Genomic DNA, 13,898 nt, shown 5'->3' with positions numbered 1-13,898 from the left:
CTTTAACTGAGCTGCTCACTAGTTTTTCCAAATCTTCTCTCTCTTTTTTGATAATTGAATATGGCTTCTAATAAATCTGATTTTTTAAAATCTGGCCATAAAATTTCTGTAAAATATAATTCTGCATACGCAATCTGCCAAAGTAAAAAATTACTAATACGTTGTTCCCCGCTGGTACGTATTAATAAATCCACATCTGGTAGGTCTTTAGTATACAAATGCTCATTAATGACTGATTCATTTATAAGATGTGGCGAAATTACACCATTTTTAACTTTAATACTTATTTCTTCAATAGTTTTTATAAGCTCCTCACGGCTGCCGTAGCTAAGGGCAAGAGTAAGTGTCATGTGGTTATTGGACTTAGTTTTTTCAATAACTTCTAATAGCTCTGTTCTTGCTTTTTTAGGAAGTGTTTGTAAGTTACCAATAGCATTAAGTTGGATGTTATTGTCCTGAAGTGTTTTGATTTCCCTTTTTAGTGAGCTTACGAGAAGCTTCATTAAGGTTTCTACCTCAAGTTTTGGTCTATTCCAGTTTTCGGTAGAAAAAGCATATAATGTAAGATATTTTACTCCTAATTCTGCACAACTTTCTACAGCTTCCCGAACTGCTTTGGTTCCATTTTCATGGCCAACGGCTCTAAATAGCCCTTTCTTTTTAGCCCACCTTCCATTACCGTCCATAATAATGGCAACGTGCTGAGGAATGTTAGAGTTTAATTGTTTTTTATCGATCATTTTTAGAAAGCACAATAACAAGGTACCCTACCCCAAGTGTAAGATATTGTTATGCCGGTAAATAAATACCAGTCGTTATTTTTTAAATTACCAAATCCGGTACCGAATCTATCATCGGGGTCACTACCGTCTAGATTATCTGTAAATGTATACCGAGCACCTATTTCGGCACCAAGTACAAAATCTCTACCTAATGTTTTTTTAATACCTAATACCATAGGGATTGCAAAACTCCATTTATCTGCATAAGCGTCAATCTCATTATTAAGATCAACAGCTAATGCTCCATAGTTAAATGCAGTTATTCCAGTATATAGGTAAGGGGTGAATTGGGATTCTCCGTCGTAAAGATACCAATCCCAGAAGTTAAATTCCATTCCTAATGATAATTCTTTTACAGAATTGTTAAAACTTAACCCTCTTTGTTTTCTTCTGTCATCTCCTTTGTCGTCATCAGCATTAAGTTCTGCATATAGAAATGAAGCTCTAAAAGCGTGTCGTTTACTTCTATTCCATTTTCCAATAGCTCCAAAAGCAATATCGTTTGGTGAAATGTAGTAGGTAGACCCCACGTCTCCTACATAATTAGAACCTCCTAACATCAAACCTACTTCATAAGTTTGTGATGCTATAGATTGTGTAAAAAATACTACAATTATAAGTGATGCTAAGTATCTCATAGATTTTCAAAAGTTTGCAAATATAACAATTAACTTTACTACACAAGAATTTGTGTAAAATAGTATGAATAAAAAACACTTTTTAATCAGTTTTATTGTTCAATTACGTTTATCTTCTCCCCATAACATCTTTTTACGTAATGTTTTTAGAAAACTATTGTCTTGAAGAACTACCATGTTAATTTTAAAAGATGCTTTTTTAATAATAATAGTAGTATCGTTTGGTAAAGTGTGAATTCTTGAGTCTAAAGAAACTAAATAAGAATCCTCTCTTCCAGAAACCTGTAATTCGATTTCTTGATTATCAGGAATTACTAAAGGTCTGGCATTAAGGTTGTGCGGTGCGATAGGGGTGAGGACCATACTTTCTGCATCAGGGGTTATTACTGGTCCTCCACAACTTAATGAATATCCTGTAGAGCCAGTAGGGGTAGAAACGATTAAACCATCTGCCCAGTATGAAGTTAGAAATTCGTTATTAAGGCTAGTGTGTACTGTAACCATAGATGTCGTATTTCTTCTACTTACCGCGATTTCATTCATGGCAAAATTTAAAACGCCAAATTCTTCACTGGACGGAGAGGTTTCTATGGTAACCAGGCTTCTTGAGGATATATAAAATTTTTTATCAAGTATTAATGCTATACTATCTTTGATTTCTTCTTTTTGAATAGTTGCCAAAAAACCTAGTCTCCCTGTGTTTATTCCAGCTATTGGAATTCCTAAATCTCGAACATATGTTATGGTTTTAAGGATAGTGCCATCTCCTCCTATACTGAAAAAAAGATCATAAGAAGTGTCTAGTTCTTCAAAAGTGCTAAAATGAGAATAGGTCTTGTCGATTTCGTCATGAAGGTTTATCAATTCAAGAAAATTCTTCTCGATTACGACTTCTGCACCATTTTTATCTAAAGTTTCTAATAATTGCTGTATGTAGATTCCAGAGTTTTTATGATAGAACTGGCCATATATACCGATCTTCATTATATTTTGATTTGTGTTAGTATTGGTTAGCTAAATAGCACTATATATTAAGGTATTTTTCTAAATATTGTGATCTCTCTTTAAGGTTTGTTAAAAATGAATCTTCATGGTGTTTGGAAACAATGTTGTAGCTGTATCTTCTAAATGTTTGTACAATGTTGTTGATATCGCTATCACTAATTTTTAGTGTTATTTGTGCTACGTCATTTTCCATTTTAGAAATAAATAACCCTAACACTTTGGCGTTATTAGATTCCACGATCTGCGAAATTTCACTGAATGAATAATCTAAAATCCCTTTTTCTACGATTAAAATGTTTCCTGGTTCACTTAAAAAAGGAGTTTCGTTAAAAAGATTAATGATGTCTCCAAGTTCAAAAAAACCTAAATATCTATTGTCATCATCAAGTATAGGCATGATGTTGGAGTTGTTCTGAGCAAACGACTCTAGAATGTCTAACCAATTATCATCTTTTCGCGCATAGAAACCTTCAAGGGCATATTGATATGCATCTAGATTTTTGTCAGTTTCAAAACACCTAATGTCAGCCTCAGAGATGCATCCAAGGTAAATGCCTTTCTTTAAAACTGGAAAATGAGTGTAGGTAAGCTCATTAAACAACAGTTGTGTGTCTGTAACTTTGGCAGACACATCTAGAGGCTCTATTTCATTAACTATATACAAATTTGTCTTCATAATTTATGGGGAGCTATATTATGCAAAATAATCAAAAAATATACAATCAAGGCGTTCTCAACTTTGTATTTTTGCTTTTTTAGATAAAGACATCAAAAACCATGACAAAGTTAAGTGTTAACGTAAATAAAATTGCAACCTTACGAAATTCTAGAGGAGGAGATACACCAAATCTGATTCAGGTGGCGTCTGATATTCAGAATTTTGGAGGGCAGGGAATTACAATACATCCAAGACCAGATGAAAGACATATCAGATATAGAGATGCATATGATTTGAAGCCTATTGTAACCACAGAATATAATATAGAGGGAAACCCAATTCCTAAATTTATAGAATTGGTATTGGCTGTCGCTCCAACCCAGGTTACTTTGGTTCCTGATGCAGAAGATGCTATTACTAGTAATGCCGGGTGGGATACAAAAAAGCATAAAGATTTTTTGATAGATGTGATATCAGAATTTAAACGTAATAATATAAGGACTTCAATCTTTGTTGATCCTGTAGAAGAAATGATCGAAGGGGCTGCAGCTACCGGTACAGAAAGAATAGAATTGTATACAGAGGAGTTTGCTTCGTCTTATGCAAAAGGAAATCTGGAAGCTGTAAAGCCATATGCATTATGTGCTCAGCGAGCTATCGATTTGGGTATAGGGGCTAATGCAGGGCATGATCTCTCTTTGGATAATATTAAGTTTTTTAAGGATAATGTTCCTGATTTGCTTGAAGTTTCAATTGGTCACGCTTTAATAAGTGAATCTATATATCTAGGATTAGAGAATGTGATTAATATGTATTTATATCGACTCAAATAATAATAGTTTGTTTTATGAAATTACACGCTAACGTTTTTGGAGAAGGTCAACCATTTCTAATCCTTCATGGGTTTTTAGGGATGGGAGATAATTGGAAAACACTTGGTAAAAAGATTGCTGAACAAGGTTTTCAGGTGCATCTTATTGATCAGCGTAATCATGGTAGAAGCCCACATAGTGATGATTTTAATTATGAATTGATGGCTAATGATTTGGCTGAGTATTGTGAAATACATCATTTAAAAAATATTAATCTTTTAGGGCACTCAATGGGAGGGAAAACTGTAATGCTTTTTGCAGTAAAATATCCTACTCTTATTGACCATCTTATTGTTGCAGATATAGGACCAAAATATTATCCATTGCATCATCAGGACATTTTGGATGGATTAAGTGTTTTGGATTTTGAAGTATTAAAATCAAGAGGAGAAGTAGATAAGGAACTTAGTTTGTATGTTCCTGATGTAGGAGTGCGAATGTTTCTATTGAAAAATTTGTATTGGATAGATAAAGGAACATTAGGATTGCGAATACACCTTGAAGCGTTGATGAAAAATGCTTCTGAAATAGGTGTGGAACTCCCTGAAAATTTAAACTACAATGGTAAAACCTTATTTCTAAAAGGGGAGAAGTCTAACTATATTGTTAGTGAAGATGTAATTAGGATTAAAAAGCAATTCCCGCATTCAGAGATTGGGGAAATTTCTGCTGCTGGGCATTGGTTACACGCAGAAAATCCAACGGAATTTTTGACCAGAGTGTTAGAATTTATCAAAAAATAGATAAAAAATGCTATGTATGCATAATATTTTGATGATTTCGTTGGATAATTAGTATTTTCTATTAAATTTGGAAAATCAATTTTACATAATCCTAAAATAACAAAACAATTCTAAATTAATTATGAGAAAACTTTTATTATTAGTTCTATTCGTCTCGGTGACTATGGTCACATATGCAGGTGGATATAGAGTTAGTGTACAAGGTCAGCGAGCAATGGCTATGGGACATACGGGAGTAGCGGTGGTGAACAGTGCTGAGCTTGTGTTCTTTAATCCGGCAGGTCTTGTGTACTTAGAGAACAAAATTAACGTGAGTGTTGGTGCGAGTGCGATTTTTACTGATGTAATTTTTCAAAACGAAGAACTAGGAATTTCTGCAGAAACCGATAATTCTGTAGGGACGCCTCTTAACTTATATGCTTCATATCAAGTAAATGACTGGATGTCTGTTGGACTTGGAGTGTATACGCCTTATGGTAGTGAGGTTACCTGGCCAACTGATTGGGCTGGATCTCAGTTAGTAAATAATATTGATTTGGCAGCTATTTATATTCAACCAGTAGTATCGTTTAAACTTTCTGATCATTTTAGTATTGGTGGTGGTCCTATTTATGTTACGGGTAATGTAAACTTTAACCGTAATGCCAGTAGAACAACAACAGATATAGAAGGTGTTCGTTCGAATATCACTATAGACGATTCTGGTGTTTCTAATTGGGGATGGAGTATTGGTGCAATGTTTAACCCTGTAGATAATCTTAGACTTGGATTTAGTTACCGAAGCGAAATTATATTAGAATCAGATGGTGGGGAAGCTACTTTTGCTAATTTCCCTAATTCTACAGGAGCTCCTGCAAATGGAACAACTTCTTTTAACGCAGAATTACCATTACCAGCAGAATTAACTGTAGGACTTTCTTATGAGTATAACAAATGGTTGTTTGCTTTTGACTATAATAGACAATATTGGGATGTCTATGAGTCTTTAGATATTAATTTCGGAAATGGTAGAAATTCTATAAACCCTCGTAACTATAAAAACTCTTCTGTGTACCGTTTTGGTGTCCAGTATGCGGCAACAGAAAAGATTACATTAAGAGCAGGATATTACAGAGATGAAACACCAGTACAACCTGGATTTTTTGCTCCTGAAACGCCACGTAATGATTCTGATGGATTCTCTGGTGGTTTAAGCTTTGCTGTAACATCTAAATTAGCAATTGATGCTTCTTTCTTTTACCTAAGATTTGAAGAAACTGATGCTTCTTATGATTTTGGTACAAGTTCAACAGGAGGTACAGAAACTTTTGGTGGGACATATAAATCAAGCGCATTTGCGCCTGGACTTGGTTTAACTTATAAATTGTAATAAAGATGATGAGGAAAAATATAAAATATTTGGCAATTCTGGCATTAGGATTAGTAGCTTGTGAACCAGAATTTGATAATCCAATTGATGAGGCAGGAACATACGCAAGTGGTGAGGCTGATTTTAGTAATTTTGTTGCATTAGGAAATTCGCTTACAGCAGGTTTTGCTGATGGAGCATTATATATTACAGGACAAGAAAATTCATATCCTAATATCTTATCTCAACAGTTTGCATTTGCAGGCGGAGGAGATTTTACACAGCCATTAATGGCAGACAATGTAGGAGGGTTTAGTAATGATCCTGTAAGTTTCCCTCCAAGATTTGTATTGGTGTTTGATGCTGATGGTAATCCTGTTGGGCCAGCTACATTTACAGGAGCTGCACCTTCTACAGATTTTACAACTAGTCTGGGGAGTTCTTTTAATAATATGGGAGTTCCGGGAGCCAAGAGTTATCATCTAGCTGCTCCAGGGTATGGTAATGCCGCGGGTGTAAGTGCTGGATTAGCAAATCCATATTATGCGAGATTTGCTTCTTCTGCAACATCAACTGTAATTGGAGATGCGGTTGCACAAAACCCTACCTTCTTCTCTTTATGGATCGGGAATAATGATATTCTTAGTTATGCAACTTCAGGAGGTGTAGGTGTAGATCATAACGAAGTCCCTAATCTTGATCCGTCAACATATGGATCTAATGATATTACAAACACAACTACGTTTGCAGGTGTATATAGTCAATTAATAGATGGGCTTACCGCAAATGGTGCTAAAGGTGTGGTTTTAAATTTACCAAGTGTAACCTCATTACCATTCTTTACGACGGTTCCTTATGCGCCACTAAGTCCTTTGGACCCAAATTTTGGGCCTCAAATACCAACACTTAATGGAGTATATTCTCAATTAAATATGGCATTTACATTTTTAGGTTTTCCTGAAAGATCAATTGAATTTTCAACAACTGCTGCTAGTGCAGTAGTGATTAAGGATGAATCCCTTACTGATATCACTACTAATCTTTCTGCGGTTCTTGCAGGGGCTTTTGGTCCTCTGGCACCTATTATTGCTGCTCAATTTGGACAAGCAAGACAGGCTACAGCTGAAGATTTATTAGTGCTTCCTAGCTCTAGAGTTATTGGGCAATTAAATACAGATAGGGTGGCAGAATTAGTAATGCTTGGTGTGCCACAAGAAACAGCGGCTCAATTTTCTGTTAGCGGAGTATCATTACCATTAGGAGACCAATATGTATTAATACCAGAAGAACAAACGGCAATAGAAAATGCACGTGTGGCATTTAATGCTACTATTTCTGGACTTGCAACAGCTAATGGGCTTGCTTTTTATGATGTGGCAAGTGTTCTGGAGCAAGCATCTAGTGGTGGTATTCGTATTAATGGCGGAACAGTTACTTCTACTTTTGTAAGTGGAGGAGGATTTTCATTAGATGGAGTACATCCTACTCCAAGAGCACATGCCTTGGTTACAAATGGTGTTTTAGATGCTATTCAGGCTACGTATGGTTCGGTTTTACCTAGGGTGGATCCAGCTGATTATGGTACAGTTACATTAAGTAATGAGGTGAATTAATTTTTTCCTCTTTATATAGATATATAAAAAGCCTGCTAATTAATTAGCAGGCTTTTTTTTAAAGCAGATAAAGTTTATATTTGAGATATGAATTTTTTACTTAAACTTATTTTAAGCGCTGTAGCAGTAATTGTTTTGGCTAAAATCCTACCTGGAGTTGGAGTGGATAGTTATGTGAGTGCGTTAATAGTTGCTCTTGTTCTGGCAATTTTAAACAGTATAGTGAAGCCAATATTAGTTATTTTAACATTACCCGCTACTGTGATTACATTGGGGTTATTTCTTCTCGTTATTAATGCTGCAATTATTCTATTAGCAGATTATTTTATATCTGGTTTTAGTGTTAATGGGTGGTTGTGGGCACTGATCTTTAGTGTTTTGCTATCAGTATTTCAATCGATACTACATTCTATTTTAAAGAAAGATAAAAGCTAACTGTTTTTCAGGGAGTTAAAATTTGTTGTGGTGTAAAAAAAGTATTACTTTTGCAACCCAATTTTTAGTAGTAAACGTAGAGATAATGAATATTTCAAAAGAGCAATTAGACGAATTAAATGCTGTAGTAACTGTAGATATAGCTAAAGAAGATTATAGCGATAAAGTAGATAAAATTCTTAGTGATTATCGCAAAAATGCTAACATCCCTGGGTTTAGAAAAGGACATGTTCCTATGGGGCTTGTTAAAAAGCAATATGGGAAAGCTGTTTTAGTCGATGAAGTAAATAAGCTATTACAAGATGCGTTGAATAAGTATCTTACAGAAGAAAAACTTGATGTTTTAGGCAATCCTTTACCAAAGGAACAAGAAAATTTTAATTGGGATACGGATAACTATTCTTTTGAATTCGAACTTGGATTAGCTCCAAAGTTTGAAGTTAAGCTTAATGGTAAAAAAGCAATTACACATTATAAAATTGTTGCAAATGATGAAATGATCGATAATCAGATCAAAACCATCCAAAAACAATATGGTAAACTTATTTCTAAGGATACTGCAGAAAAAGATGATTTGATTGCTGGTACTTTTGTTAATGAAGAAAAGGAGATTGATAATGCAACTACAGTTTCTTTAGATAAAATCAAGGGAAAGAAAAACTTAGATAAATTCATCGGAGCAAAAGTTGGTGATGTTATAAAAGTAAAAACAAAAGGATTATTTAGTGATGATCATGATCTAATCAGTGCTTTAAAAATAAATCACGATGATGCTCATGATTTAAATGTAGAAGTGGTTTTTACAGTTTCAGAAATCAATACTCAGGAGCTTGCTGATTTAGATCAGGACTTATTTGATAAATTATATGGGCCAGGGACTATAAAAACGGTTACTGATCTTAGAAATAAGATAAAAGAAGATGCTGAGCGTCAGTTTGAGCAACAATCAGAACAACAGTTGCTTAATGATATAACAGAAAACGTATTGGAGAATACTAAATTTGATCTTCCAATTGAGTTTTTACAAAAATGGATTCGCGCGACAGGAGAACAACCTTTAACAGAAGATGAGGCTAAGGATGAGTATGAAAAAAGTGAAAAGGGATTGCGTTATCAATTAATTGAAGGAAAAATAATTAATGATAATAATCTACAAGTAACTTTTGAAGAATTAAAAGACTTTGCAAAGGAGTTGATTAAAGGTCAAATGGCTCAGTTTGGGCAAAACTCACCCGAGGATAAAGAATTAGAAGATATTGCGGCTAGAATACTATCTAATCAAGATGAGGTGAAAAGAATTTCTGAACAAATGATGAGTAAAAAACTTCTTACTTATTTTAAAGAAAATGCTAAATTAAAGGAGAAGGAAGTTAGCTTTGATGAATTCATAAAAGAAGTTTACAAATAGTAAATGTTGTAATTTACTAACGAATTTATACTTATATTTAGGGCGTTAAACTATCTTTAGATTAACGCCTTTTTTATAAATAAAATTTTCAGAAAAAGAAATATGGATTACGGTAAAGAATTCGAAAAATATGCTACAAAACATCATGGGGTTAATAGTAATTACTATGGTGATATTATAAGTAGTATGTATCCAGCTGGAATGACTCCCAATATTATTGAGGAGCGTCAAATGAATATAGCTATTTTTGATGTTTTCTCACGGTTAATGATGGATCGTATTATATTTATGGGAACAGGAATTAATGATCAGGTGGCTAATATTATTCAGGCACAATTATTATTCCTAGAAAGTGTAGATTCAACAAAAGATATTCAGATATATATTAATTCTCCAGGCGGGAGTGTATATGCAGGTTTAGGTATTTATGATACAATGCAATTCATAAAGCCAGACGTTGCAACGATTTGTACAGGTATGGCTGCTTCTATGGGTGCTGTGTTATTATGCGCTGGACAAAAAGGAAAACGCTCAGGATTGCCGCATAGTCGTGTTATGATTCACCAACCATTAGGAGGTGCTCAAGGACAAGCTAGTGATATAGAGATTACGGCACGTGAGATTTTAATATTAAAAGAAGAATTATATAAAATTATAGCCAAACATTCTGGACAGACCTACGATAAAGTTTATCAAGATAGTGATAGAGATTATTGGATGAAAGCTGACAAAGCATTGGAATACGGAATGATTGATGAAATTTTGACTAGAGAATGATGTGATTTTTTCTGTCTTATAAAAGGGAATTTATCCTTTATACTTGTTGTATAATAAGATAGAAGAATTGTTATGAAATAGAAACTAAATAACTATGGCCAAAGAAGACTTAGAATGCTCTTTTTGTGGGAGAAAAAAACCTGAAACTAATTTACTTATCGCTGGGTTAGATGCTCACATATGTGACCGTTGTATTGTACAGGCGCATGGTATTGTTGTAGAGGAAGCCAAAGATGAAGAAACAGGAGAACTTAGCAATGAGTTAATGTTGCGTAAGCCAATGGCAATTAAAAAGTTCTTAGATGAGTATGTAATAGGACAGGAGTTTACTAAAAAGATAATGTCTGTTGCAGTATATAATCATTATAAGCGTCTGTTGCAGCCGCAAACAGAGGATGATATAGAGATTCAGAAGAGCAATATTATCATGGTTGGTCAAACAGGTACTGGTAAAACATTAATGGCAAAAACTATTGCCAAGATGCTTAATGTGCCTCTGGCAATTGTGGATGCTACTGTGCTTACCGAGGCAGGTTATGTAGGTGAGGATGTAGAAAGTATTCTTACCAGATTATTACAAGCCGCAGATTATAATCTTGAGAAAGCGCAAAGAGGTATTGTCTTTATTGATGAAATAGATAAAATAGCACGTAAGAGTGATAATCCGAGTATAACCAGGGATGTTTCTGGTGAAGGAGTTCAGCAGGCACTTTTAAAGCTTTTAGAAGGTACTGTTGTTAATGTTCCGCCAAAAGGAGGAAGAAAGCATCCGGATCAGAAATTTATCGAAGTAGATACAGAAAATATCCTCTTTATTGCAGGAGGAGCATTTGATGGAATCGAAAAGAATATTCAGAAACGATTAAATATGCAAGCAGTAGGGTATAGTGCTTCAAAAAGTGAGGATACTATCGAAAAAGATAATTTGCTTCAGTATATTATTCCGTTAGATTTAAAAGATTTTGGATTAATCCCAGAGATTATAGGGCGACTCCCGGTTCTTTCATATATGAACCCTTTAGATGCAGATACGCTTAGATCAATTCTTACTGCTCCTAAGAATGCTATTATAAAGCAATATAAGAAGTTGTTTGAGATGGATGGTATTACGTTTTCGATTACCGATGGAGCATTAGAATATATTGTAGAAAAAGCAATGGAGTATAAGCTTGGAGCAAGAGGTTTAAGATCACTTTGTGAAGCGATTTTAACAGATGCTATGTATGAGATGCCAGAGAGTGAAGAGACTGAGTTTAGAGTAACTAAAGATTATGCAGAAAAGAAACTAAATAAATCTACTATTAAGAAGCTTAAAGCAGTTTCTTAGTATATAGTTTAGTAGCTTTTATATAAAAAATTAGAATAAAAAAACACCGTTATACAATTGTATAACGGTGTTTTTGTTGGTTGATTAGTTGATGTGATGTTTACTATTTTCTATTCAGAGTATGATATACGTTCTTTATTATTAGCAATAATATCTTCTGTGTTTTTTAATGCTATGATATTATTTTTTTTGAGGTTGATATCAAATCCATTTTGACGAATTAAAGCCTCATAAAATGCTACTTTAGATAATTCTGCATGACAAACATCTTCTTCTGGTGTTACATTAACATCAGATTCTGAATCTTTATCAGATGAAGAAATGTCATTGTTTACACTTGCCTTATCATTGTTGTTTGTAGTTTTGATTTCTTGTGCAGTAACTCCCGCAATTAGGAATAAAAAAAGAATGCAAGATATCGTAGTTTTCATATTATGGGGTCTTGAAAAATTATAACTATCTGAGAACAAATTTAATATGAAAATAAGACGCTAAAAAGTGATTTTATATTTTTTAGATAAAACGCATTTTTTGGACGATGAAATACTGATAATTTTGTTAAAAAAGACAATTCTTACATAATTTTTTTACGGTTAAACCGTAAAAATATATCTTCTTTTGTCTGTGTTTTCTTGAAAAAAAGTCAAATTGATGAAGAGTTTCGTTATTTTATAATTGAGCCAATAGGGCTGACTTGATTAAGTTCAATTAGTTCTTCAATGTAAGTCCTCTTATTCGATAGTCTAGGGATTTTGTGTTGTCCTCCCAATTTGTTATTCTTTTTAAGCCAGTCATAAAATAGATGCTGTCTTGCTTCTCTTATTTGAAGTAGGTTTAGGGTGGTGTTATTATATCTTTTGGCTTCATAATCACTGTTCGCTTGCTGTAGATTTTGATCCAGGATATTTGTAAATTCTTTAATACAATTAGGTCGTTTTTTAAATTCTATAATCCACTCATGTGCACCTTTCTCTTTTTCTTTCATAAAAATAGGAGCAACGGTATAATCTACAATTTCACTATTTGTGCTTCTGGTTGTTTTTCTAAGGGCTTCTTCTGCATTTTCTATGATAAGCTCTTCTCCAAAAACATTAATATGATGTTTGGTTCTTCCTGATACCTTAATCCTATATGGTGAGATTGATGTAAATCGTACAGTATCTCCAATTTTATAACGCCATAACCCGGCATTTGTAGTTATAATTACTGCATAGTTTTTCCCAATTTCTACTTCACTTAGTGGAATAACTTTTTCATTATTGGTTCCATAAGAATCCATTGGGATAAATTCATAAAATATCCCATAATCCAGCATTAATAATAGTTCTGAGGAGTCGTTATGGTCTTGAATTGCAAAAAAGCCTTCAGAAGCATTGTATATTTCATAATATTTAAAAGAGCTTTTTGGCAAGATTTTGTCATATTGATCTCTATAAGGAGCAAAATTAACCCCTCCATGAAAATATACTTCTAAATTATTCCAAACTTCAAAAAGACTTTCTTCTCCAGTGGTTTCTAGTACTTGGTTAAGTAAAACCAGCATCCATGAGGGGACACCAGCTAGGCTTGTTACATTTTCCTGAATTGTTTCATTAACAATGGCCTGCATTTTAAATTCCCAATCGCTCATTAGAGAAACCTCATTACTAGGAGTAGAGCTAAACTCTGCCCAAAATGGCATATTGTCGATAATAATGGCAGAAAGATCCCCAAAAGACGTTCCATTTTCTTTATACAACTCTTTGCTACCTCCCAATCTTAAGCTTTTGCCAGTAAACAGTTTAGAATCTTCATTATTGTTAAGGTACATACATAAAAGATCTTTACCCGCCGCAAAGTGGCAATCTTCTAAGGACTCCTCGCTAACCGGAATAAATTTGCTTTTAGCACTTGTTGTACCACTGGATTTTGCAAACCACTTGATAGGCGTGGGCCAAAAAATATTATGTTCTCCTAAACGACTTCTTTCGATCATAGCTTCATAATCTTCATAAGATCGTATTGGAACACGTTCTTTAAAAATTTCGTAATTGTTTATTGTTGCAAAATCATAAGTTTTTCCAATTTCCGTACTTTTTGCCATATCTAAAAGTACATGTAATAACTCTAGTTGTACTTCATTAGGGTATTTGAGAAAAAGCTCCATTTGATGAAAACGTTTTTTCAAGAACCAGCTGGCAATAGAATTAACTAATGGGATTGGCATTTTTTGATGTATATTTAAACAGGTGTACTCGGTATACCTTATCTTTGGTTGTTGTCAACTAAAATAATAAAAATAATTACATTCTT

General features: G+C 33.8%; 14 protein-coding genes. 8 read left to right on the top strand and 6 right to left on the bottom strand.

From position 1 onward, the window contains the following. Nucleotides 1-2 precede the first annotated feature (2 nt). The 4 genes from DK442_RS09150 to DK442_RS09135 all read right to left on the bottom strand — a co-directional run bounded on the left by DK442_RS09150 (nucleotide 3) and on the right by DK442_RS09135 (nucleotide 3,101). A complete protein-coding gene (locus tag DK442_RS09150) occupies nucleotides 3-740 on the bottom strand; it encodes an isoprenyl transferase (RefSeq protein WP_109435562.1) in 738 nt (245 codons plus the stop codon). Nucleotides 741-742: 2 nt separating this feature from the next. Next, entirely contained in the window at nucleotides 743-1,420 is a 678-nt protein-coding gene (locus tag DK442_RS09145; RefSeq protein ID WP_109435561.1) for a DUF6089 family protein, read from the bottom strand. 99 nt (nucleotides 1,421-1,519) lie between these two features. Further along, a complete protein-coding gene (locus tag DK442_RS09140; protein WP_109435560.1) occupies nucleotides 1,520-2,404 on the bottom strand; it encodes an NAD kinase in 885 nt (294 codons plus the stop codon). 40 nt (nucleotides 2,405-2,444) lie between these two features. Next, nucleotides 2,445-3,101 (bottom strand): CBS domain-containing protein, encoded by a 657-nt coding sequence (locus tag DK442_RS09135; RefSeq protein ID WP_109435559.1) that lies wholly within the window; start codon nucleotides 3,099-3,101, stop codon nucleotides 2,445-2,447. Nucleotides 3,102-3,202: 101 nt separating this feature from the next. Between DK442_RS09135 and DK442_RS09130 the strand changes: the two genes are divergently transcribed. The 8 genes from DK442_RS09130 (at nucleotide 3,203) to clpX (ending at nucleotide 11,606) form a co-directional block, all read left to right on the top strand. After that, on the top strand, nucleotides 3,203-3,916 hold the full coding sequence (locus tag DK442_RS09130; RefSeq protein ID WP_109435558.1) for a pyridoxine 5'-phosphate synthase: 714 nt from the start codon (nucleotides 3,203-3,205) through the stop codon (nucleotides 3,914-3,916). A gap of 14 nt (nucleotides 3,917-3,930) precedes the next feature. After that, nucleotides 3,931-4,698, top strand: coding sequence for an alpha/beta fold hydrolase (locus DK442_RS09125; protein WP_109435557.1), 768 nt, complete (start codon nucleotides 3,931-3,933; stop codon nucleotides 4,696-4,698). Nucleotides 4,699-4,819: 121 nt separating this feature from the next. After that, nucleotides 4,820-6,067, top strand: a complete 1,248-nt coding sequence (locus tag DK442_RS09120; protein WP_109435556.1) for an OmpP1/FadL family transporter — start codon at nucleotides 4,820-4,822, stop codon at nucleotides 6,065-6,067. A 5-nt stretch (nucleotides 6,068-6,072) separates the two neighbouring features. Further along, a complete protein-coding gene (locus DK442_RS09115; protein WP_333968052.1) occupies nucleotides 6,073-7,659 on the top strand; it encodes a G-D-S-L family lipolytic protein in 1,587 nt (528 codons plus the stop codon). A gap of 87 nt (nucleotides 7,660-7,746) precedes the next feature. Continuing rightward, nucleotides 7,747-8,094 (top strand): phage holin family protein, encoded by a 348-nt coding sequence (locus DK442_RS09110; RefSeq protein ID WP_109435554.1) that lies wholly within the window; start codon nucleotides 7,747-7,749, stop codon nucleotides 8,092-8,094. 85 nt (nucleotides 8,095-8,179) lie between these two features. Beyond that, nucleotides 8,180-9,502 (top strand): trigger factor, encoded by a 1,323-nt coding sequence (tig, locus tag DK442_RS09105; RefSeq protein ID WP_109435553.1) that lies wholly within the window; start codon nucleotides 8,180-8,182, stop codon nucleotides 9,500-9,502. 102 nt (nucleotides 9,503-9,604) lie between these two features. Beyond that, nucleotides 9,605-10,279 (top strand): ATP-dependent Clp endopeptidase proteolytic subunit ClpP, encoded by a 675-nt coding sequence (gene clpP, locus DK442_RS09100; protein ID WP_109435552.1) that lies wholly within the window; start codon nucleotides 9,605-9,607, stop codon nucleotides 10,277-10,279. Between the two features lie 94 nt (nucleotides 10,280-10,373). Next, a complete protein-coding gene (clpX, locus tag DK442_RS09095; RefSeq protein WP_109435551.1) occupies nucleotides 10,374-11,606 on the top strand; it encodes an ATP-dependent Clp protease ATP-binding subunit ClpX in 1,233 nt (410 codons plus the stop codon). A gap of 110 nt (nucleotides 11,607-11,716) precedes the next feature. Here the strand turns inward: clpX and DK442_RS09090 are convergent, their stop codons facing one another. Next, nucleotides 11,717-12,037 (bottom strand): hypothetical protein, encoded by a 321-nt coding sequence (locus DK442_RS09090; protein ID WP_109435550.1) that lies wholly within the window; start codon nucleotides 12,035-12,037, stop codon nucleotides 11,717-11,719. Between the two features lie 233 nt (nucleotides 12,038-12,270). Continuing rightward, a complete protein-coding gene (locus DK442_RS09085; RefSeq protein WP_109435549.1) occupies nucleotides 12,271-13,812 on the bottom strand; it encodes a GH3 auxin-responsive promoter family protein in 1,542 nt (513 codons plus the stop codon). Nucleotides 13,813-13,898 lie beyond the last annotated feature (86 nt).

This window comes from Aquimarina sp. AU119 (genome assembly GCF_900312735.1).
Lineage (GTDB): Bacteria > Bacteroidota > Bacteroidia > Flavobacteriales > Flavobacteriaceae > Aquimarina > Aquimarina algiphila.
This window is presented reverse-complemented; position numbering and strand designations above follow the sequence as displayed.

Excerpts from the sequence above, each read along its gene's own strand:
- DK442_RS09150 (WP_109435562.1), bottom strand. The coding sequence starts at position 740 with ATGATCGATAAAAAACAATTAAACTCTAACATTCCTCAGCACGTTGCC.
- DK442_RS09145 (WP_109435561.1), bottom strand. The coding sequence starts at position 1,420 with ATGAGATACTTAGCATCACTTATAATTGTAGTATTTTTTACACAATCT.
- DK442_RS09140 (WP_109435560.1), bottom strand. The coding sequence starts at position 2,404 with ATGAAGATCGGTATATATGGCCAGTTCTATCATAAAAACTCTGGAATC.
- DK442_RS09135 (WP_109435559.1), bottom strand. The coding sequence starts at position 3,101 with ATGAAGACAAATTTGTATATAGTTAATGAAATAGAGCCTCTAGATGTG.
- DK442_RS09130 (WP_109435558.1), top strand. The coding sequence starts at position 3,203 with ATGACAAAGTTAAGTGTTAACGTAAATAAAATTGCAACCTTACGAAAT.
- DK442_RS09125 (WP_109435557.1), top strand. The coding sequence starts at position 3,931 with ATGAAATTACACGCTAACGTTTTTGGAGAAGGTCAACCATTTCTAATC.
- DK442_RS09120 (WP_109435556.1), top strand. The coding sequence starts at position 4,820 with ATGAGAAAACTTTTATTATTAGTTCTATTCGTCTCGGTGACTATGGTC.
- DK442_RS09115 (WP_333968052.1), top strand. The coding sequence starts at position 6,073 with ATGATGAGGAAAAATATAAAATATTTGGCAATTCTGGCATTAGGATTA.
- DK442_RS09110 (WP_109435554.1), top strand. The coding sequence starts at position 7,747 with ATGAATTTTTTACTTAAACTTATTTTAAGCGCTGTAGCAGTAATTGTT.
- tig (WP_109435553.1), top strand. The coding sequence starts at position 8,180 with ATGAATATTTCAAAAGAGCAATTAGACGAATTAAATGCTGTAGTAACT.
- clpP (WP_109435552.1), top strand. The coding sequence starts at position 9,605 with ATGGATTACGGTAAAGAATTCGAAAAATATGCTACAAAACATCATGGG.
- clpX (WP_109435551.1), top strand. The coding sequence starts at position 10,374 with ATGGCCAAAGAAGACTTAGAATGCTCTTTTTGTGGGAGAAAAAAACCT.
- DK442_RS09090 (WP_109435550.1), bottom strand. The coding sequence starts at position 12,037 with ATGAAAACTACGATATCTTGCATTCTTTTTTTATTCCTAATTGCGGGA.
- DK442_RS09085 (WP_109435549.1), bottom strand. The coding sequence starts at position 13,812 with ATGCCAATCCCATTAGTTAATTCTATTGCCAGCTGGTTCTTGAAAAAA.